Source organism: Nocardia sp. NPDC004568, assembly GCF_040609955.1.
In the GTDB taxonomy this organism is placed as follows: domain Bacteria; phylum Actinomycetota; class Actinomycetes; order Mycobacteriales; family Mycobacteriaceae; genus Nocardia.
Window position 1 is genome coordinate 1 of sequence record NZ_JBEXLL010000018.1, and the last position, 21,030, is coordinate 21,030.

18 protein-coding genes are annotated in these 21,030 nt (G+C 68.1%); 12 read left to right on the top strand and 6 right to left on the bottom strand.

The annotated features are described in order from the left end of the window. Nucleotides 1-149 precede the first annotated feature (149 nt). From ABZV91_RS11290 to tmk, 3 genes are all read left to right on the top strand, one after another. A complete protein-coding gene (locus ABZV91_RS11290) occupies nucleotides 150-980 on the top strand; it encodes an NAD-dependent epimerase/dehydratase family protein (RefSeq protein WP_355238965.1) in 831 nt (276 codons plus the stop codon). A gap of 346 nt (nucleotides 981-1,326) precedes the next feature. Next, nucleotides 1,327-1,734, top strand: a complete 408-nt coding sequence (locus ABZV91_RS11295) for a hypothetical protein (RefSeq protein WP_355238968.1) — start codon at nucleotides 1,327-1,329, stop codon at nucleotides 1,732-1,734. Between the two features lie 230 nt (nucleotides 1,735-1,964). Next, nucleotides 1,965-2,375, top strand: a complete 411-nt coding sequence (gene tmk / locus ABZV91_RS11300) for a dTMP kinase (protein ID WP_355238971.1) — start codon at nucleotides 1,965-1,967, stop codon at nucleotides 2,373-2,375. 1 nt (nucleotide 2,376) lies between these two features. Here the strand turns inward: tmk and ABZV91_RS11305 are convergent, their stop codons facing one another. Further along, nucleotides 2,377-3,063, bottom strand: a complete 687-nt coding sequence (locus tag ABZV91_RS11305) for an NUDIX domain-containing protein (protein WP_355238973.1) — start codon at nucleotides 3,061-3,063, stop codon at nucleotides 2,377-2,379. A 75-nt stretch (nucleotides 3,064-3,138) separates the two neighbouring features. Continuing rightward, nucleotides 3,139-3,465, bottom strand: a complete 327-nt coding sequence (locus ABZV91_RS11310) for a helix-turn-helix domain-containing protein (RefSeq protein ID WP_355238976.1) — start codon at nucleotides 3,463-3,465, stop codon at nucleotides 3,139-3,141. A 118-nt stretch (nucleotides 3,466-3,583) separates the two neighbouring features. Between ABZV91_RS11310 and ABZV91_RS11315 the strand changes: the two genes are divergently transcribed. The 3 genes from ABZV91_RS11315 (at nucleotide 3,584) to ABZV91_RS11325 (ending at nucleotide 5,898) form a co-directional block, all read left to right on the top strand. Next, nucleotides 3,584-4,714 (top strand): NADH:flavin oxidoreductase, encoded by a 1,131-nt coding sequence (locus tag ABZV91_RS11315; protein ID WP_355238979.1) that lies wholly within the window; start codon nucleotides 3,584-3,586, stop codon nucleotides 4,712-4,714. Between the two features lie 4 nt (nucleotides 4,715-4,718). After that, nucleotides 4,719-5,207, top strand: a complete 489-nt coding sequence (locus ABZV91_RS11320) for an NUDIX hydrolase (protein ID WP_355238982.1) — start codon at nucleotides 4,719-4,721, stop codon at nucleotides 5,205-5,207. Between the two features lie 94 nt (nucleotides 5,208-5,301). After that, complete coding sequence (locus tag ABZV91_RS11325) at nucleotides 5,302-5,898, top strand: hypothetical protein (RefSeq protein ID WP_355238985.1); 597 nt, start codon at nucleotides 5,302-5,304, stop codon at nucleotides 5,896-5,898. A gap of 18 nt (nucleotides 5,899-5,916) precedes the next feature. Here the strand turns inward: ABZV91_RS11325 and ABZV91_RS11330 are convergent, their stop codons facing one another. The 3 genes from ABZV91_RS11330 to ABZV91_RS11340 all read right to left on the bottom strand — a co-directional run bounded on the left by ABZV91_RS11330 (nucleotide 5,917) and on the right by ABZV91_RS11340 (nucleotide 8,520). After that, nucleotides 5,917-6,660 (bottom strand): CPBP family intramembrane glutamic endopeptidase, encoded by a 744-nt coding sequence (locus ABZV91_RS11330; protein ID WP_355238988.1) that lies wholly within the window; start codon nucleotides 6,658-6,660, stop codon nucleotides 5,917-5,919. 141 nt (nucleotides 6,661-6,801) lie between these two features. Further along, a complete protein-coding gene (locus ABZV91_RS11335) occupies nucleotides 6,802-7,749 on the bottom strand; it encodes a pseudouridine synthase (protein WP_355238991.1) in 948 nt (315 codons plus the stop codon). Nucleotides 7,750-7,812: 63 nt separating this feature from the next. Continuing rightward, the gene (locus ABZV91_RS11340) at nucleotides 7,813-8,520 is read right to left on the bottom strand and encodes a siderophore-interacting protein (RefSeq protein ID WP_355238994.1); all 708 of its coding nucleotides are present in this window, start codon (nucleotides 8,518-8,520) and stop codon (nucleotides 7,813-7,815) included. Nucleotides 8,521-8,679: 159 nt separating this feature from the next. Between ABZV91_RS11340 and ABZV91_RS11345 the strand changes: the two genes are divergently transcribed. The 6 genes from ABZV91_RS11345 to ABZV91_RS11370 all read left to right on the top strand — a co-directional run bounded on the left by ABZV91_RS11345 (nucleotide 8,680) and on the right by ABZV91_RS11370 (nucleotide 19,787). Beyond that, nucleotides 8,680-10,536, top strand: coding sequence for an ABC transporter ATP-binding protein (locus tag ABZV91_RS11345; protein WP_355238997.1), 1,857 nt, complete (start codon nucleotides 8,680-8,682; stop codon nucleotides 10,534-10,536). Further along, complete coding sequence (locus tag ABZV91_RS11350) at nucleotides 10,533-12,269, top strand: ABC transporter ATP-binding protein (protein WP_355239000.1); 1,737 nt, start codon at nucleotides 10,533-10,535, stop codon at nucleotides 12,267-12,269. The genes ABZV91_RS11345 and ABZV91_RS11350 overlap by 4 nt, the downstream gene beginning before the upstream one ends. A gap of 259 nt (nucleotides 12,270-12,528) precedes the next feature. Continuing rightward, a complete protein-coding gene (locus ABZV91_RS11355; protein ID WP_355239003.1) occupies nucleotides 12,529-13,581 on the top strand; it encodes an AMP-binding protein in 1,053 nt (350 codons plus the stop codon). A 113-nt stretch (nucleotides 13,582-13,694) separates the two neighbouring features. Beyond that, complete coding sequence (locus tag ABZV91_RS11360) at nucleotides 13,695-14,636, top strand: methionyl-tRNA formyltransferase (protein ID WP_355239006.1); 942 nt, start codon at nucleotides 13,695-13,697, stop codon at nucleotides 14,634-14,636. Nucleotides 14,637-14,809: 173 nt separating this feature from the next. Beyond that, nucleotides 14,810-18,325, top strand: coding sequence for an amino acid adenylation domain-containing protein (locus ABZV91_RS11365; RefSeq protein ID WP_355239009.1), 3,516 nt, complete (start codon nucleotides 14,810-14,812; stop codon nucleotides 18,323-18,325). 160 nt (nucleotides 18,326-18,485) lie between these two features. Then, a complete protein-coding gene (locus ABZV91_RS11370) occupies nucleotides 18,486-19,787 on the top strand; it encodes a SidA/IucD/PvdA family monooxygenase (RefSeq protein ID WP_355239012.1) in 1,302 nt (433 codons plus the stop codon). A 145-nt stretch (nucleotides 19,788-19,932) separates the two neighbouring features. On the opposite strand, the gene ABZV91_RS11375 is transcribed toward ABZV91_RS11370, so the two are convergent. Next, entirely contained in the window at nucleotides 19,933-20,943 is a 1,011-nt protein-coding gene (locus tag ABZV91_RS11375) for a class I SAM-dependent methyltransferase (RefSeq protein ID WP_355239133.1), read from the bottom strand. Between the last annotated feature and the right edge of the window lie 87 nt (nucleotides 20,944-21,030).

Sequence of the window (21,030 nt, forward strand, 5' to 3'; positions counted from 1 at the left end):
CTCACTCCTGAAGCGTTCCGGCAGCAATGGACACCGACCGAGTTCAACCAACCGCAACTCGCATGATCGGTGGATCCGCCACCGGGGCCCAGTCACTGGGTCGGGCCGTCGTGGGTGCATTGCTCAGGGCCGGACACGCCCCGGTGGCCATGACACGTACAGAGGTGTCATTCGGTGGGCAAACGACCCGGGTAGCCGACCTGCTCGACGGTGTCGAACTCCGGAAGGCGCTCGAGGGAGTCGATGCGGTATGCCACCTTGCCGGCCTCACCCGGGCCCGGGAGTCGCTGGATCAACCGTTGCGATACTTCCAGGTGAATACCGCGGGGACTCTCACGCTCTTGAGCGCGATGGATGCCGTCGCGGTTCCACATATTGTTTTCGCCTCCACGGGAGCTATCTACGGGTCACCGGACCATCAGCCGATGACCGAGGACACTGCAGATGCGCCTCCGCATCCCTACGCAGCCAGCAAAATGGCGGCCGAGCTGGCGCTATTCGCCCAGGCAAGGACCGGCCGACTGTCAGCGACGGTACTGCGGCTGATGAATGTTGCCGGTGGTGCGGACACTGACAGCAGCCGGCTGATCCCCCGGACCATTGCCGCGGCGGCCGACGACTCGGTGTTAGAGGTAAACGGTGATGGCCGGGCCGTGCGAGACTACCTGCACATAGAGGATGCCGCGGCAGCGTTTGTAGCTTGCTTCGACCGTATGCCGCAGCAGGGGGAGGCCCGGCGCTACATCATAGGGAGCGGGCGTGGCACCAGTGTTCTCGAGGTTGTCGCCGCCATCGAAGAACGCACAGGTCGGCAGATCAGACTTCTACACAAACCCCCGGCACCCGAACCCTCGACTCTGATCAGTGATCCCACCAGAGCCAGGAACGAATTGCTCTGGTATCCGGTGTGCTCAGGTATCCGGGAGATCATCCGTGATTCGTTGTCGGTGTCGCCGCGTGGTGGCGAGAACTTCGGGTAGGGGGCTCGTCGAACTGCTCGGGTGACAAAGTGTCACACCGAATCATGCGTGGTAGTTGCGAGCCTTTGTGCATGGCTACCGCCCACTCCTCGAAAACTTTCAGCGCCCCACTTGTTCCGCCCACCCGTGCGAAGATTCCAATCCCCAACGTTTCCCACGGCGCGGCCTCGAGGGCGACTGTGCTCCAACGCGCAAGAGAAAGCGAATGCTACGACTTGGGCGTCGTGGAGAAGGTGTTGGAAGGTCTTCGCGCGTTCGGATCGAGAGGTCTGTTGTCTCACCCACAGGCAGAGGTCGACGCTGTGATCGCCCGCTGGCGTGCCTCCCATACGAGTGACCAGCGCGCATGACCAGTTCGCGGAAATACGAATGCGAGGCCGCCCCGGCAATTGCTTATCTACGCACCGACCTCAGCGGACAAGGGCAGCGGCTGGACGAGTACCGCATGAGGCGGCTCGCTGTTCGATTCGGGTATGAGGTCTCCGGCGTACTCCGGGTGGACGAGACACGGCCGCAGCGGCTGCTCCTCCTCGAGGAACAGATAGTGGTGCACAAGGCCGAGGCGGTCTTCGTCCCTACGGTTGATCATCTGGATGGACAGTTGGGTCGGATCGTGGCACAGGCCGACGTGATCGAGCAGAGCGGTGAGACGTATGCGCGCTGGCCTCCGATCGCGTTCATGCTGGGCGATGTGCTGCTCACGCAGGCTGTCGGATGGGTGCCCGCATCGCGTTCTGCCCGCGGAAGGTTCTAGGAATTCTCTCAGTCGACATCGAGCCGGATCTCGGTCGCCTACGGGTACGTCTGTCTGGCGTCGAACTCGCTGAATCGCTGGAGGTTTCGGTCAGATGTGCCAGCCTTGACTCAGCAGTCGGGTGGGACTGTTTCAGACCGGCAGGGGGTACCGACGGTGGCGGAGACTTCTGTACTCACGGAACGGACCTGATCTGCTGTGCATGTCCGTTTGCCCTGGAAGGAGACGGTATGTACCAGGAAAAATGGGGTGGAATGTTTGTAAGTATCGACGGCCCATCCGGCGTCGGGAAGACCACGGCATGTAAGGAGCTTGCCGCACGGCTGCGGAAGACCGGGAGATCGGTGCATATCACGCGCGAACCGACCGCGACGCCGCTGGGTGAGTTCGTCCGGGCCCACACCGGAACCTATCACGGGATGGCGTTGGCATGCATGGTGGCCGGCGACCGACATCACCATGTGGCAACCGACATTCTGCCGGCGGTGCGGTCGGGGGCGGTAGTCGTCACAGACCGGTATCTACCGTCGTCGCTGGTGCTGCAAGTACATGACGGTGTACCGGCCGAGCTGGTGTGGCAGATCAACCATGGTATTCCGCGGCCGGATCTGGCAGCCGCTACACCCAGGCAGAGTTGTTGAACTATTCGGCGGTGGATCTGACCAGCGGCGCGCTCGATGAGGCGATGTTCGGGCGTGATGAGTTCAATTTCTCAACGAATGTGCAGTTCAGCGACGTACCGCTCAATGCAGTTAGAAAGAAGTTGGTTGCGTTGGCCCATACCCAGCACGACCGTTCGCGCGGTTGGACAGCGGCCGGTGCCGATTCCCAGCCGATTTCGCTGAATGCCTCGCTGCTCTCACCGTCGAGGTAGGTCTGGATGCCCGCGGCTGGGTAGGCGATGAGGTTGTCGGGGAGTCGATCCACCGGGAACCAGCGCACGTCGTTGCATTTGTCGGGTTCCTGGTTCGTCGGCTCTCCGAGCCACTCGGAAGCTTCGAAGAATACGCCCAGGCGGGGTTCTGGGCCGGAGTTCGCGACATGGGTGGCGTGCACGAACCGCAGATGAGCGGGGTTGATGACGATCCCGATTTCTTCTCTGTCCTCGCGGGCGGCGGCGGCGGTCAACGGTTCCCCGGCATCGACCTTGCCGGACGGCAGGTGCCATTCTCCGTCGAAGGCTCCACCCCGGCGTTGAGTGAGCAACAGCTGATGGCCGCGGGTGAGCAGGATGTGAACGTCGATAACGTGGCGATCGACCACGGTCAGGGTTCTTCCTGGTTGCCGGAGGTTGGCGGTGACGCTATCGGCAATGCCCGGATCTCGCATCCCGGACGCTATCGCGCCCACGTCGGACTGTGCAGGAGGGGCCGTCGTCAGGCATTGATCAGGTCGAACCTGTGGTCATACGGCTGCTCCGCACCGGTATCGCTCGCCCCATGATTCGAGCAACTCCGCCACCGGCCGCAGGCTCGCGCCGAGTTCGGTGAGGTCGTATTCCACCTTCGGTGGTACTTCGGCGTAGACCGTGCGGCTGACCAGCCCGTCGGCTTCGAGTTCGCGGAGTTGGCGGGTGAGCATCCGCTGGGTGATGGTGGGCATGGCGCGGCGGAGCTCGCCGAAGCGGCGGGTGCCGTCGAAGAGATGGTTGACGATCGCCATCTTCCATTTGCCGCCGACCACTTCCATCGCGGCTTCGACGGTGCAGTAATCCGGTACGTCCTCGCGCATGTGACCTCCATGGGTATACGGAATGTGCCTACCGCACAGAAAAGACCGTACTTGTAGGAAGTGTTGGTGAAGCGGAATCTGTTCCCGAACCGGTTTCCGGCTAGTGCGAGGAGTTTCCGTGACCATTCATCCTGTTCTGTCCGAGGTGCGGCTCGGGGCGCTGCGGTTGCGCAATCGTGCGGTCGTGGCGCCGATGTCGCGGGTGAGTACCGCGGGTGACGGCGTGCCCACCGACGCCATGGCGGAGTACTACGTGCGGTTCGCCGCGGGTGGGTTCGGGCTGATCACCACGGAGGGGACCTATACCGACGCGGAGTTCAGCCAGGCATATCCCGATCAGCCCGGAATCGTGACCGAGCGCCACCTCGCGGCGTGGCGGGTGGTCACCGATGCGGTGCACGCGGCGGGTGGTGCGATCGCCCTGCAGCTGATGCACGCCGGTGCGCTCGTGCAGGGCAATCGTCACAGTGACCGGAGTATCGCGCCGTCGGCGGTGCGGCCGTTGGGGGCCAAGATGGCGGCGTACGGCGGGGAAGGCCCGTTCGCGGTACCCGAGGTGGCGACCCACGCGGATATCCGCCGGATCGTGGGCGGGTTCGGTGCGGCGGCCGAGCGTGCCCGGGCGGCCGGTTTCGACGCGGTGGAGATCCACGGGGCGAACGGGTACCTGATCGATCAGTTCCTCACCGGATACACGAATCAGCGGGACGACGAGTACGGCGGGGATCCGGCGGGCCGGGTTCGGTTCGCGGTGGAGGTGGTGCGGGCGGTGCGGGCGGCGGTGGGGCCGGAATTCCCGGTGGGACTGCGGCTCTCCCAGACCAAGGTCAACGATTTCGGCTACCGGTGGTCCGGCGCCGAGGAGGCCGAAACGATCTTCCGTGGGGTCGGTGCCGCGGGGGTCGACTACCTGCATCTGGCGAGCGAGGGCCGGGACTGGTACGACACCGCCGTCCTGGACACCGGCGAGACCGTCACCCGCCTGGCCAGGTCCGTCACCGGCCTGCCGGTGATCGCCAACGGCGGTATGCATGTTCCCGATCTCACGCGGACGGTGCTCGATGAAGGGCACGCGGACCTGGTGGCGCTCGGCCGTGGTGCGCTCGCGAACCCGGATTGGCCGCGGGTGATCGCGGCGGGGTCCCGGCCCGTCGAGTTCGATCGCGCGATGCTCGACCCGGTGGTGACACTCGCCGGTCAGCGATCCTGGGAGCGAGCGCGGCGCGGTGAGGCCACTGTGGTCCGATAGGGCGGTGGCGACGACCGACGGCGGGAACGCGCGGGCGCGGCTGGCGGCCGGTGCGCTCTTCGTGCGTGCCGGCGCCGGGGGCGACGAGGTGCTGCTGGTGCACAAGACGTACGGCATCGGATGGGATATCCCGGGCGGTTATGTCGAACCGGGTGAGTCTCCGGCGCGGGCCTGCCGGCGCGAGATCGCCGAGGAACTCGGGATCGACCGGCCGCCCGGGCGGTTACTGGTGCACGACTGGGCGCCGAACCCGGGCGAAGGGGACAAAATCCTCTACGTGTTCGACGGTGGTCGGCTCGATGATCGAGGCATCGTCCTGCAGGCGGCGGAGCTCGACCGCTGGGCATGGGTGCGGGCGGACCGGCTGGACGGGTGTGTCGTGGCGCGGCTGGGCCGTCGGCTGGGGTGTGCGCTCGCGGCCCGGTCGCGCGGGGTGACCCTGTATCTGGAGCGGGGTGTGGTCGCGCCGGCGGAGCCGGAACCACCGAGTTGACCACCGTTCACCGTGTGGGTTCCGACACCCGAAATGTGATATAGGGGAGGGCGGTTGACGGACCCCGGGTCCACGGCGCTACGGTGTACGAGCTATGAGGGACGCTGCGACAACGATTTCGGGGGCCTGGCGGATCGACGACGGTACAGCGGTTACCTTCCGCGATGCCGCGGTGGCCTGGGCGATGGCCGCGCACGAGGTGCTGGCCGAGACGGCGACGGAGTACGGATACTTCGTCACCGTGCAGGAACTCGCCGACCGGGTGCAGGAGATGTCGGGAGTGCACACCGATGCCCCGACCCGCACCTGGATGGACGCGATCCTGCGCAAAGTCGCCCGGCGCTGCCACAACGCGGGCGAGCCGCCGCTCACGGCCCTGTGTGTGAAACGCAATCTGAAGGTCAGCGACAGCTACAAATATGTGCTGGAGCTGGCGGCGCTACCGGTGCCGGCCGATATCGAGACCCATGCCGCCTATGCGCGCTGGGCCTGCTACGCGGCCCACGGCGCCGATGTGCCCGCGGACGGCGGCACTCCGCCGCTTATCCCGCGCGGTGGTAACGCCCGGCGGACGGTCGCCACCACGCGGACCGCCACGACCGCGCACAAACCGGAAACCGGGGCCCGCACGGTGGTGTGCTCGAACTGTTTCATCCAGCTCCCGGCCACCGGAATCTGCGAACACTGCTGATCCCGCGGCACGGCGGGCTCACACCAGGGTCGTATGCCAGAGGAGCGCGGCGGTCAGGGCGCCGGCCCCGTTGATCGCCCAGTGCAGGGCGATGGGGGCCAGCAGGCTGCCGCTGCGGTGCCGTAGCCAGGTGAACACGACCGCGGCGGCCGCGGTCGCGGCGACGGCGATCAGCACCCCGGCGATCTGACCGGCCGGTCCGCCGCCGATCAATCCGGACAGGCCCCGGTTACCGGCGGTGAGCCCGAGGGACGAGGCGATATGCCACAGCCCGAAGAGCAGTGATCCGGCGGCGAAGACGCCCCGGGCGCCCCAGGCCCGATCGAGGGTGCCGTGCAGGACCCCGCGAAAGGCGAGTTCCTCGGGGATCACCGTTTGCAGCGGGATCACGATCATCGAGGCGATGAGCGCGCCGGAGATGGTGGCGTAGCGGTCGGCCAGGAAGAACGGGCGGGTCAGCGGGAGCACGGCCCCGATGACCACCGCCGCGAGCACGACCCCGACCGCGCCGAGCGCGTATCTGGTCCCGGTTCGCCAGTGCCGGGGCGACAGGCCCAGCTCCGACCAGTGCAGGCCGCGCCGGCGCATGAGACCCAGCAGCACCAGGGCGGCGATCGGCACGCTCACGATGTTCGCCCACGCGGTGGTGAAATGGGCGATCAGATTGGTGCAGATGAGCACCACCACGACGACCGCCACATCGGCATAGGCGTGGATTCTGGGTCGCGGAACTGCTGTTTCCTGGGTAACCGGGTGGAGCATTCGGCCCAGTGTACGGACGGGCCGAGAGCGCGCGGCGCGGGCTCGAACACGGCGGGGCCGGCGGGCAGGACCGGGCGACCGGGCCGCGGCCGGCCCGGTCGTGGCGCCCGCAGCGATCGGCGCCCCGAGAGCCGGGAATGCTCAGGGACCGGGGGCGGGCTCCGCCGCCCAGCCTCGCGGATCGGTCCAGGCCTGCAGGTCGCGGCCGCTGTCGAAACGCCGGTGCGCGCCGGTCACCGGGTCGGTGAATTCGAGGGCGGCGGCCAGCAGCTGGAGTGGGCGGGTGAAGTCGTCGACCGATTTATCGGTGATCGCCGGATAGAAATCGTCGCCGAGAATGGGGATACCCAGTGAGTTCATGTGCAGGCGCAACTGATGGGTGCGTCCGGTCGCGGGGTGCAGCCGATAGCGGGCGATATCGCCGCGTCGCTCGATGAGTTCGATCCGGGTGCGCGCGTTGGGCGGCCCCGCCACCTCCTGGGCGGCCAGGACGTGCTTCTCCTTGATGATGCGGCTTTCCAGGGACAGCGGGAAGAGCAGCCCGCCGCGGTACCCGGCCACGGCCTCGTACTCCTTGCGGACGCGCTGCCGCTGGAACAGCGTCTGGTAGGCGCCGCGGCGGGCCGGGTCCACGACGAACAGCACCAGGCCGGCGGTGGCGCGGTCGAGGCGATGCGCGGGGATCAGGTCGGGCAGGTCGAGTTCTCGGCGCAACCGGACCAGGGCGGTCTGCAGGATATGGCTGCCGCGCGGAATGGTGGCCAGGAAATGCGGTTTGTCGGCGACCAGAATGGTGTCGTCGCGGTAGACGATCGGCAGGTCGAAGGGCACCGGTTTCTCGTCGGGCAGATCGCGGTGGAACCAGACGGCGCCGCCGGGCACATAGGGCGCGTCGGGCGCGAGCGGCCCCGCCAGGTCGACGATCTCACCCGCGTGCAGCATCTCGTCGATTCGCGCGGGGTCTACGCGGGGCAGCCGGTGGACCAGATGGTCGCGCACGGTCGCCCAGTCGCCCTCCTCGGGCAGCCGCAACCGGGCCGGGTCCAGCCCGAACCGCTTCGGCAGCGGCGGCTGCTGCCTTCTTCTCACCGGTCGCAGCATAGTCCGCGCGATACGGCCGCCGACCGGACCGCCTGGGACGGGTGACCGCGGTTACTTCCAGTAGCCCTGGGCTTTGATCTGCGTTTTCGGCAGCGAGTGAGTGGTCCGCAGGCTTTTCACGATGGCGCGGGTGCTGGCCGTGTCGCAGGCGACCCAGGCGAAGGCGTCCGCGGCGACGGTGAGCTGTTCGGCCTGTTCGCGCATGGCGCGGCCGTCGTCGATGCGCTGGATCCAGGTGATCTCGTGCTGGGGTTTGTTGCGGACGGGCAGGCCGGTATCCGATTCGTACTGCCATTCCAGCCATACCCGGGCAGGAGTGTCGCCGATCGATTCGAGCAGGGTGTTGACCGCCGGCAGGGAAGCGGTATCGCCGAAGATCACGTACTCGCCGGGTGTGGTCGCGGGCAGTTCGAATTTCGACCCCAGGACCGAGGTTTCGATGACGTCGCCGACTCGGGCGCGTTCGGCCCATTGGCTGGCCGGTCCGCTGTGCACGGCGAACTCGATGTGGAAATGGTCGTTGCCGGGGTCCTGGTCGATGAGCGTGTAGCCGCGATGGTGCAGTTTGTCGGTTTCGGCGTCGGGGATCCACAGCCGGATGAACTGCGTCGGGTGTACCGGGTGATCGGCCAGTAGACCCCCGGCGGTGAAGCCGATGCGGACGTACTTGTCGGTGATCCGCTCCGTGGAGGTGACGGTCAGCCGATAATCGTCGGCCCGCCACACCTTCATGATGACGCCATTACTGCCTCTACCCATAAAGGTTAGCTTAACCTAACTCGGCGCCGCGATCGGGATTCCCGAACCGGTTCCTACGGGGGCGAGAGGGTGAATCGGGCAAGTTAGCCTAACCTACCTTTTTGCTGTCGCCTGTGTGAAGATGAGTCGCATTCAGCACAACGGCCGGAAGGCGAGGACATGACGGTGGAGACTGCGCCGCTGTCGGCGGCGGAGACGGGCAACCGGGCTCCGCGCGCCCAGCAGAAGGCGCAGAAGCAGCGAGAAGCATTGGCGCGCAAGCAGATCCTGGCCCCGGTGAACGGGGCGCTCACGGTGGCGAGCGTCATCGTCGCGGTGGCATCGATCGCCAATGTCGTGCCGTTCGTGCTCATCGTCGAAGCCTGCCGGGAACTGCTGGCCGACCGGATCGATACCGAGCGGGTGTGGGCGCTGCTGTGGGCCGCCGTGATCGTGCTGGTCGTGCGCGGTCTGCTCCAGGCGGTCGCACTGACCTGGTCGCACCATGTGGACGGCGGTTTCCAGCTGGCGGTCCGGCGCTCGCTCGCGGACAAACTCACCCGCGTTCCGCTGGGCTGGTTCTCCGAACGCACCTCCGGCGAGATCAAGAAGTACCTCCAGGACGATGTCGAGGCACTGCACTATCTGGTCGCCCACGCCCGGCTCGATTTCGTCGGCGGCCTCGTGGTCCCGGTGGTGACCCTGATCTACCTGTTCACGGTGGACTGGCGGCTCACCCTGGTGCTGCTGCTCCCCTTGCTCGCGTACGCGATATCGCTGAGTCGGATGATGGATCGGACCAGCCGCGATCGCCTCGCGGTGTACAGCCGCTGGGAGCGGCGGGTGCAGACCGCGGCCATCGAATTCGTGGACGGCATCCAGGTGGTGCGCGCCTTCGGGCAGGCCGGTAAGGCGCACCACGAGTTCCAGGCGGCGGTGGACGGGCAGACGGCCGCGTTCACTCGCTGGAAGACGCCGATGATCCGGTTGCAGGCGATCTCCGATATCACCGTTGCGCCGGTCTTCGTCATGTCGGTGATCGTGCTCGCCGGACTGGCGGCGGTGGGCCTGGACTGGGCGCAGCCCCTCGACCTGCTGCCCTTCCTACTGGTCGGGCTCGGGCTGGGGAGTTCGCTGCTGGGGCTCGGCTACGGCGGTCAGGCGCTGCGGGAGGCCGGGGCTGCCGCGGTGCGGTTGTACGACCTGCAGCAGACTCCGGAACTGCGTACCGGCGCGCCGGATTCGGCCGCGCCCACCGCCGCGCCTGCCGAACCGGGTGTGGTCCGGTTCGAAGGTGTGGCGTTCGGATACCGCGACGACCACCAGGTGCTGCGCGATATCGATCTGGAACTGCGTCCCGGTACGCTCACCGCCCTGGTGGGTCCGAGCGGTTCGGGTAAGTCCACCTTGGCCAAACTGCTGCCCCGCTTCTACGACGTCGACGCCGGTCGTATCACCGTCGGGGGCCGCGATATCCGCGATATCCCCGCGGCGGAGCTTTATCGCACGATCGGTTTCGTCTTCCAGGATGTCCGGTTGATCCGCGGTTCGATCCGGGACAATCTGCTGCTGGCCCGGGCGGGCGCGGATTCCGCGACACTGGAGGTGGCGGCTCGGGCGGCGCAGATCCACGATCGCATCATGGCGCTGCCCCGGGGCTACGACTCCGAGATCGGCGTGGACGCCAGTCTGTCCGGCGGTGAGGCGCAGCGACTGTCGATCGCCCGGGCGCTGCTGGCCGATACGCCCGTGCTGGTGCTCGACGAGGCCACCGCCTTCGCCGATCCGGAATCGGAGGCCGCGGTTCAGGACGCGCTGGCCCGGCTCGTGGCGGGGCGCACCGTACTGGTGATCGCGCACCGGCTGCACACCATCACGGGCGTCGACCGGATCGTGGTGCTGGAGAACGGATCAGTGGTCGAACAGGGTGACCATGCCCGCCTGCGCACCGCGGGCGGAACCTACCAGCGGTTGTGGGAGATCAACGAGGCCGCGCTCGGCGCGGTCACGGCGGCGGAGAGCGGGCATATCCGATGATCGAGAAACTGCTCGCACTGGTTCCCGGCGAGCTCGCTCCACTCACTCCCAAACTGTTCGCCGCGATCATCGGTCAGGCGTTGTGCCAGGCGTTGGCGTATCTACTGCTGGTCCCGGTGCTGGAGGCGCTGTTCGCCGACGATCTGCCACGGGCCTGGTTCTGGGCGCTGCTGATGCTGGTCGCGGTCGGGGCGGTGGCCGTGTCCGGTTACCTCCAGACCGTCTTCGGACTGCGCATCGCGGTGGGTATGCAGCGCGGGCTGCAGACCCGGATCGGCGACCATCTCAATGCCCTACCGTTGGGCTGGTTCGAAACCCACGGTGCCGGGCCGCTGTCGCGGCTGACGGTGGAGAACGTGCGCGAGATCCAGCAGGCACTGGCCTACCTGATGGCGAAGGTGCTCAACAGCATCGTGGTGCCGATCGCCGTGGCGGTGGGGATGTTGTTCGTGGACTGGCGGATCTCGCTGGCGATGCTGCTGTCCGCACCGGTGCTCTTCCTCGTCAACGCGCTGGCGGCGCGGTCCTACGCCGCGTCGGACGCGCGCGCCCATGCGGCGGCGGCCGAGGCCGACGCGCGCGTGGTGGAGTTCGCGCAGGCCCAGCCGGTGCTGCGTTCGCTGGGGGCGGTCGGCACCGGAAACCGGGCGTTGGACGCCGCGCTGACGGAACAGAAGTCGGCATCGACGAAACTGGTGTTCGCGTCGGTGCCGGGGCTCATCGTGTTCTCCCTGTGCATCCAGGCGGTGTTCCTGGTGCTCGCCTACATCGTGGTCAACCGGGTGACCGGTGGTTCGATCTCGGTTCCGGCGGCGATCGCGCTGATCGCGGTGAGCGCGCGGTTCATCGAACCGCTCAACCTGGCCGCGCAACTGGGTAACGGCCTGCGGGGCGCGGGCGCCGCGGTCGACCGGGTGACCGAACTGCTGAGCGAGCCGACGCTGCCGGAATCGCGGGAACAGGTTGTCCCCGGGGCGCCCGCAGTCGAGTTCCACGAGGTCGGCTTCTCCTATCGGCCGGGTGAACCCGTGCTCTCCGGACTGACCTTCAGCGTGCCGCCCGGGACCACCACGGCGGTGGTCGGCCCGAGCGGTGCCGGCAAGACGACGCTGCTCCGGCTGGCCGCGCGGTTCTACGACGCGGAGTCGGGCCGGGTGGTGGTGGCCGGGCACGATGTCCGCGAGCAGCCGTCGGAGACGCTGCTGAACCAGCTGTCGCTGGTGTTCCAGAATGTCTACCTGTTCAACCGGTCGGTGGCCGAGAACATCCGGATCGGCCGGTTGGACGCCACCGACGAGGAGGTGCGCCGGGCGGCGGTCGCCGCCCGGGTGGACGAGATCACCGATCGGCTGCCCGACGGCTACGAATCGCCGGTCGGCGAGGGTGGTTCGCTGCTGTCCGGTGGTGAGCGGCAGCGGGTTTCGATCGCGCGGGCACTGCTCAAGGACGCGCCGATCGTGCTGCTGGACGAGGCGACCAGTGCGCTGGATCCGCACAGCGAGGCGTCGGTGGTGCGCGGTATCCACGAGCTCACCCGTGGCAAGACGGTCATCGTGGTGGCGCATCGACTGGGTACCATCGCGCACGCCGATCAGATCCTCTTCCTCGACGGGGGCCGCATCGTCGAACGTGGCACCCATACCGAACTGCTGGCGCTCGGTGGCCGCTACGCCGATTTCTGGAACGAACGGTCGCGGGCCGGTGGCTGGCGGCTGGAACAGCCTGTCGGATAGCGGAATCGGCGGTAGCGGGAAGGTCGCCTCCTGATTGGGGGGAGAACGCGCGCGACCCGCTGCGTGGGTGTGTTAGCTTAGCCTAAGCAATTCTTGCCGTAGAGCCGGGTGATCTGGAGAATCGCCCTCTTGGAATGTAAGGTAAGCCTAAGCTTGATGCTGGTTCGGTCGCCCGTGGCCGTCCGAGTAGTAAGGAGAACCGGTGACCGATCCGTGCGTATCGCCTCCGGGCTCCGCTGTCCGTAGCAGGAGGTGACTGATGACCGTCGTCGACGATATCAAGGGTATCGACCCACTGGTCGTGACCGGCCCGACGGCTGTCGAGCGCGAACGGATACTGGGCGAGTGGGCGACGGGCGTCGAACCCGGTGATGTCTGCGCGCTGGTCACCGTGATCCGGCACGGCCGCATGGTCCCGGAGAGCCGGGTGGCCGCGCGCTGCGCGGACGGACTGCTGACCTACGGCGACCTGTTCGGCGGTACCGACCGCTTCCGAGGTGTGCACCGCTCGTCCGCCGTCCCCACCGCGACCGGCGTCGCCGCCCTGCTCGCCGAATTCCTCACCGCCTCGCGGGTGGGCGGCGGACGATTCGGTGGGCCCGGCCTGCTGCTGGGCGCCGACGCTCTCGCGGTGGCCGTCGCCGACCGGCGCGGTGTCGCCGCCGATCGCCGCCTGCGCCGCGTCGACCCCGCGGCCCGGCCCGCGGATATCCGCCTCCTGGCCCTGCCGTGGAGTGACCCGCAGAATGCCGCCGACCTGCTGGCGGCCTGGTCCGCCGGCGCCTCCGTGGTGATCCCGACCGAAACGCAGCGCCGCGATCCGGCGCAGCTGGCCGGTCTGATCGAGACCCACGGCGTCACCCAGGTGGTCGCGGACGCCGAACTGCCGGTTCTGCTGATGGCCGAGGGGATCGAGCTGCTGCCCACCGTGGCGCGCTGGGACCTGGTCGGCACCTATGGGGGATCCGCGCTGCTGGAAGCCGTGCGATGCCTGTCGCCGGATGCCGTGGCGACCGTGGCGTTCCATTCGCGCGCGTATCTCGGCGCGGTCGCCCGCGGCCCGCTGGCGCCCAGCGGATGGACCCGGCCCGTTCCGGGGGCGAAGGTACTCGTGCTCGACGAAGGCCGGTTGATGCCCCCCGGTGTGGTCGGCGATGTGTACGTCGGTGGCCGGGCGCTCGCGGCCGACCTGGCCGACGGCGGCGACCGTGACCGGTTCGCCGCGGATCCGTACGAGTCCGGCGCCCGGCTGTTCCGGACCGCGCGGCGTGGCTGGTGGACCGCGGAAGGCCGGCTGATCATCGAATCGTGAGGCCCGGGTGATCGACCGGCGGTCGCCGGAATCACCATGCTCGCCGATCGATCGATCCTCTCCGGCCTGCCGGAGGTCTTGTCCGACCAGATATCCACAGATGGGGTTTCTTCATGCGTATCGTCTCGTTCGGGTTCCAGACCTGGGGTCGTAAGACGCTGCAGGCGTTGATCGATTCCGAGCACGAGGTGGTACTCGCCGTCACCCATCCCGCCAGCGCGGATTCCTACAAGGGAATCTGGTCGGATTCGGTAGAGGAGCTGGCCCACGAGCACGGGATCGCGGTGCATCTGACCGAGCGTGCCGATGCCGCGACCATCGACCTGGTCAAACGTGCCGAGCCGGATGTCATCGTGGTGAACAGCTGGTACACCTGGATGCCGCCGGAGCTGTACAACATGCCCACCCACGGCACCCTCAACCTGCACGACTCCCTGCTGCCGAAGTTCACCGGATTCTCGCCGGTGCTGTGGGCGCTGATCAGCGGAGCCACCGAGTTCGGCCTGACGGTGCACCGGATGGACGAGCAACTCGACACCGGCGATATCCTCGTGCAGCATTCGCTGCCCATCGGTCCGACCGCCACCGGTACCGAATTGGTGCTCGCCGGTATGGAACTCATCCCCGGGGCCGTGCACGAGGCGCTGGCCGCGCTCGAATCCGGTACCGCGCAGTGGCGGCCGCAGGACAAGGCGGCGCGCACCTACTTCCACAAGCGTTCGGATCGGGACAGCCGGATCGACTGGCGGGCGCACGCCGCCGATCTGGAGCGGTTCGTCCGGGCACTGTCCGCGCCGTATCCCCGCGCGTTCTCTCATTACCGCGGTCAGCGTATCGAGGTGCTGGAATCGGCTGTGTCGTCCGCGCGCTACGGCGGTACGCCGGGCCGGGTGATCGTGCAGGAGGGCGGGGGCGTCGTGGTCTGTGGGCCGGACGCCTATCGCGGTGACAATCACGGGTTGCTGATCACCCGCGTCCGCGATGCCGACGGGATCGAACACAGCGGTGCCGAATTCTTCCGGCGCGGAGGGTATCTCACCGACACCCCGGAATGAGATCACCGGCTGCCCGTTCGTGATCGGCGACGCAGGCCCGCGTTCTGGCGGCGGCCGGGTTCTCCGGTGTACGAAACACTCCCGAATCCCTCCTATGTAAGGTTAGGCAACCCTATGTAAATGGGTTACGCTGCTTGCGCGGCATTTCCGCGGAGGACGAAGGAGTGGCAGCGGTGAGGGAGTCAGGGCAGCAAGTCCCGGCGGTGGAGATCGACGAGGTCCGGGCCGCGGTCGCCGAACAATTGGGTATCGCCCTGGACGACGTCACGGCCGACGCGGATCTCATCCGGCTCGGCCTGGACTCCATCCGCACCATGAAGCTCGCGGGCCGGTGGCGTAAAGGGGGCCACGCCGTCAACTTCGCCGAACTGGTCGCGGCGCCTACTGTGGCGGACTGGCACCGCCTGCTCACCGCGCCGCGACAGCCGGCAGCGGACAGCGGAGCAGACCCACGGCCCGAGCCGGCCCCGGAACCGGCCGCGACCGGCGAAACCCACCAGCCCGCCGCGGAATCCGAACCGTTTCCCCTGGGGCCCATGCAGCACGCGTACTGGATCGGTCGCTCCGATGAGCAGGAGCTCGGTGGTGTCGCCGCCCATCTGTACGTCGAGTTCGACGGCGACTCGGTCGACGCGCAACGACTCGAACGAGCGGTCTCGGATCTGGTCGCCGCTCACCCGATGTTGCGTACCCGGGTGCTGCCCGACGGGACCCAGCAGACGCTGCCCGCACCCGGCCTGCCGGTGTTCGCGGTAGTGGATCTGCGGGAGGAGACCACCGAGGCGGCCGAGGCCGAGCTGCGGCGGATACGGGACCGGATGACCCATCAGCGGCTGGCGATCGACGCCGGGCAGATGCTGGAGGTGGTGCTCAGCCTGCGCCCCGGCGGTCGTACCCGGTTGCATCTGGACGTCGATATGATCGCCGGCGACGCGATGAGCTATCGCATCCTGATCGCCGATCTGGCCGAGCTCTACCACGGGCGGGCGCTTCCCGCCCAGACCTACAGTTACCGGCGATACCGCACCGAGCGGGTCGTCGACACAGCGGCCCGGGAACGCGACCGGCAGTGGTGGCGGGACCGGCTCGCCACGCTGCCGGGTGCCCCGGAGTTGCCCGCCGCGCCGGCCGGTGAAACCGCCGACGAACGCCGCACGGTCCGCTACAACCACTGGCTCGCGCCCGAGGGCCGGCAGCGCCTGCTCGCGGCCGCCCACGAACGCGGTCTCACCCCGGCCATGGCCCTGGCGGCGGTCTTCGCCGAAACCATCGGCGGCTGGTCGGCGGAGAGCCGATTCCTGCTCAATGTCCCGCTGTTCCACCGGGAGCCGGTCCATCCCGGGGTGGACCGCGTGGTGGGCGACTTCAGTTCCTCGATCATGCTCGACGTGGACGTCACCGAGAACGTAACCGTCGCCGAGCGGGCCCGGGCGCTGCAGCGTTCGATGCACGAAAGCGGCGCCCACACCGCGTATTCGGGATTGGAGGTGCTGCGCGATCTGGGCCGTGACCGCGGCGAGCCGGTGCTGGCGCCCATCGTCTACACCAGCGCGCTGAACCTGGGTGAACTCTTCGCCGATACCGTCACCGAGACGTTCGGTGCGCCGGTGTGGATCATCTCGCAGGGGCCGCAGGTGACCTTGGACGCACAGGTCACCGAGGTCGACGGCGGGCTGCTACTCAACTGGGACGTGCGCGAATCGGCGTTCCCGGCCGGAATGGTCCAGACGATGTTCGCCCGGTACACCGACGCGGTGGCGCGGCTGTGTGACGGTTCCGCGGGCTGGGAGGCCGAGGCGCCGGTGCGTCTGCCTGTGGCACAGGCCCAGGTCCGGGCGAAGGTCAATGCCACCACCGGACCGGTCAGCGGGCGCTGTCTGCACCAGGGTTTCTTCGATATCGCCGCGACGGAACCCGGACTGCCGGCGGTGGTATGGACGCGCGACGGGGTCGACGGCGGCCTGACCTACGGCGAACTGGCCGGGCGGGCGCTGGCGGTGGCGGGCGCGTTACGTGACGCGGGGGTGACCGCGGGGACCACGGTGGCGGTACAACTGCCCAAGGGGGCCGATCAGATCGTCGCGGTACTGGGCGTGCTGGCCGCCGGCGGCGCCTATGTGCCGATCGGCTTCGATCAACCGACCGGTCGTCGCGCCGAGATCCTGCGCACCGGCGATATCGCGGTAGCGCTCACGGTGGACGGCGCCGATATGGGTGACGACGCGATCCGCGCGCTGGCGCTGGACGCGGCCGAGCGGCACCCCGATCCGTTGCCGGCGCCGGTCGCGATGGATCCGGCCGCCCTCGCCTACATCATCTTCACCTCGGGTTCGACCGGAAAGCCCAAGGGTGTGGAGGTTTCGCACGCCGCCGCGATGAACACCATCGACGCGGTGAACGATTGGTTCGCGGTGGGCCGCGCCGACCGCGTCCTGGCCCTGTCGGCCCTGGAATTCGACGCCTCGGTCTACGACATCTTCGGGATGTTCGCCGCGGGCGGCTCGATCGTGGCGGTGGATGCCCGACAGCGCGCCGAGGCGACCTCCTGGGTGGAACTGCTGGTCCGCCACCGGGTCTCGATCCTCAACTGTGTACCCGCCATGCTCGACATGATCCTGGAGATCGGCGGGAGCGAGCTCGGCGACTCCTTACGCGCGGTCACGCTCGGTGGCGACTGGGTGGGCGCCGACCTGGCTCGCCGGCTGGCCCGGCAGGTGCCCGGCTGCCGGTTCGCCGGCCTGGGCGGCGCCACCGAAACCGCCATCCACAACACCATCTGCGAGGTCGCCGAGCCGCCGGAACACTGGTCCACGGTGCCGTTCGGGGTGCCGCTGCGCAATGTGCGCTGCCGGGTGGTCTCGGCGGCCGGCCGCGACTGCCCGGACTGGGTGCCCGGTGAATTCTGGGTGGGTGGGGCGAATGTGGCCATCGGCTACCGCAACGATCCCGAGCGGACCGCCGAGCGCTTCGTCGAACACGACGGCCTGCGCTGGTACCGAACCGGTGATATGGCCCGGTACTGGCCCGATGGCACCATCGAGTTCCTCGGCCGTGCCGATCATCAGGTGCAGATCCGCGGCTACCGGGTGGAGCTCGGTGAGGTCGAGACCGCGTTGCGGACCGCCCCCGGGGTACGGCACGCGGTGGCGGCCGTACTGGGCTCGAGCGCACCCAAGCTGGTGGCCGCGGTGGTCGGCGCGCCCGGCGACGCGGCCGATATCGTGTCGGCGATCGCGGATCGGCTGCCCGGGTACATGATTCCGTCCCGGATCGAGGTGCTGGACGCCATGCCGTTGACCGACAACGGCAAATTGGACCGCCGGGCGGTGCTGGCCCTGTTGGAATCGGGAGCCGAGGGGACGGCCGACGGCGCGCCACGCAATGAGGTGGAGAGCGCGCTGCTCGATATCTTCGCCGGGGTGCTGGGTGGTACCGAGCTCGGTGTGCACGACGATTTCTTTCAGCTGGGCGGGGATTCGGTGCTGGCCACCACCGCCATCGCCCGGATCCGGGACTGGCTGGATGCCGATTACGCCCTGGTCGCCGATATCTTCGCCGCGCGCACGACCGCGGCGCTGGCCGAGCGGTTGACCGCGGCGGATCCGCGACCCGGGCGGCTCGAGCAGGTCGCGCGGGTGTACCTGGAGGTCGCGGGTATGAGCGATGCCGAGGTACTCGCGCAAACCTGATGCGCGGCACGGTCGTTCGGGGTCGGCGACGGCGCCGGCAACCGAACGCCGGGGCGAATTATTTAGGTAAGGCTACGCAAATATAGGTAGAGTTGTCCGGAGTGCGCGGTGCTTCCGGCCGCGGTCGAGTGTCCGGCTCGGCGACGTGGGAGTGACGGAGATGGGAGAACCGGTGGACAGACTTCTGGTGCTGGGCGCGGGCCCGAAAGCCATGGCGGTCGCGGCGAAAGCGCACGTTCTGCGTCAACTCGGTCTGCCGGCGCCGCAGGTGATCGTGGTGGAGGCGCACGCGGTGGGCGGCAATTGGCTGCCCAGCGGTGGCTGGACCAACGGTCAGCACCGGCTGGGGACCAGCCCGGAGAAAGATGTCGGCTTCCCCTACCACTCGGTGTGGGCGCGTAATCGCAATCGCGAGATCGACGAGGCCATGCTGGCCTTCAGCTGGACGTCGTTCCTGGTGGAACGCGGCACCTACGCCGAATGGGTCGACCGCGGGCGTCCCAGCCCGCAGCATCACCTCTGGGCCAAGTACCTGCAGTGGGTCGCGGACAAGACCGACGTCGAACTGGTCGCCGGTGCGGTGCGCAAAGTGTCGGCGGGGGTCGAGGGCTGGGTGGTCTCGGTGGTGGACGCCGACGGCCTCGCGACCGATATCGAAGCGGAGCGGTTGATGATCACCGGGCCAGGCAACAGCCGCCGGGCGCTGGCCGATCACCCGAAGATGCTCAGTATCGCCGACTTCTGGGACCTGGTCGGGCGACGGCAACTGCCGGTGTCGTCGCGGGCCGCGGTCATCGGCGGCGGTGAGACCGCCGGCTCCGCCATGGACGAGCTGGTCCGCCACGATGTGCTGACGGTCTCGGTGATCTCCCCGGCGGCCACGATCTACACCCGGGGCGAAAGCTATTTCGAGAATTCGCTGTTCAGCGACCCGGCCAAGTGGCGGGGGCTGAGCATCGAGGAGCGCCGCGATGTCGTCCGGCGCACGGACCGCGGTGTCTTCTCGGTCCGGGTCCAGGAGAACCTGCTCGGCGACGCCCGCGTGCACCATCTACAAGGGCGTGTCGTACAGGTGGCGGATCAGGACGGGGGCGTCGCCCTCACCCTGCGCAACGAGAACCGGGCGGACCGGGTACACACCTTCGACCTGGTGGTAGACGCGACCGGCGGCCAACCGCTGTGGTTCCTGGATCTGTTCGACACCGACGCCGCCGATCTGGTGGAGCTGGCCCTCGGCGGTCCGATCACCCAGCGCCGCCTGGAATCGTCGATCGGATACGACCTGGCGGTCTCGGGCCTGGACACCAAGCTCTACCTCCCCAACCTGGCCGGTCTGGCGCAGGGCCCGGGGTTCCCGAACCTGAGCTGCCTGGGGCAACTGTCGGACCGCATTCTGGGACCGGAACCGGATCGCACCCGTTCGGTCTCCGGCCGGATGCGGGGGAGTGCCACGGCGCGCTGAGCGCGGGGCCGGTGGCGTGTCAGGCGTTTCCGGTCGGACGGGCGGCTTCCGTGCGTCCGACCGCCGCTCGCCCGACCGCCGCTCGCCCGACCACGATCCGGTGGTTCGGCGGACTCCGCGAGCCCACCGGACCACCGGGCGGTTTCTAGTCGCGGATCGCGGCGAATACGCGCTGGTCGAGCAGGAACATCGGATGGTCGCGTTCGGGTAGCACCAGCAGCGGCGTGAAGCCGGCGCCGCGCAACTGATCGCACCATTCGTCCTCGGTGAGGAAAATCCGCGCGCCCTGCCGGATATCCTCCTTACCCGGGTGGGTGGCGCCGGGGGCGGCGGACATCAGGAATTTCATCGAGGTCAGCAGCGGGTAGTTGGCCTTGCACGCTTCGACGAACACCACCGCGCCGCCGGGATTCAGCAGATCGTGCAGATCGTGCAGCATTTCGCCGATATGCAGCGCGTTGTGCAGCACATTCGCGCCTATCACGATGTCGTAGCGGTCCGTGGAGCCGCGCAGATCCCGGTTCATGTCCACGATTCCGTAGCGCATCCAGGAATGGCCGGCGAAACGTTCCCTGGCGGCATTGAGGAAGAACGCGGACAGATCGGTGAAGTGGTAGTCCACCGGCAGTCCCGGCAAACCGGCGATCACCTCGTCGGTGGTGCCGCCGATACCGGCGCCGAGTTCCAGGACGCGTACCGGTGCACGGTCGGCGGCGATGCGCGCGCTGACCCCGGCCACCGTCTCACGGGCGGCCAGATTGAGATAGTTGCTGATGATGTTCTCGCGGTAGGCCGCCTCCGCGGTGAGCATATCGCCGTCGGGGAAAAGCAATTCCTGGACCCGCACCCGATCCTGGGCCAGACCCGTCAGGTTCGCGGCCGAACTCCGCAGGAAATCGGCGAACTCCCGCGAATACCCGAGATCGGCGCAGATGGTATGCAGGTCGGGGCAAGTCGGCTCGGGCGGCGCGGCCGCCGCGCGGTAGCCGCGCGCGGGGTCGTAGGCCAGACAGCCCTCGGCGGTCAGCTCGTCGAGCCAGCGGCGTAGCAGCCAGTGATGCCGGTCGGCGAATCGCACCGCGGCAGCGATCTCGTCGGCGGTGTGGAACTCGCCGTCGTCGATGGCCGGCGCCAGTGTGTTCAGCATGGCGTGCATCCCGGTGATGTCCAGATCACGGCGTGCGATCCGGAGCCGGTCGATATCGAGATCGGTGGGAACCGCCTGTTCGGCGGTGCGCCGGGC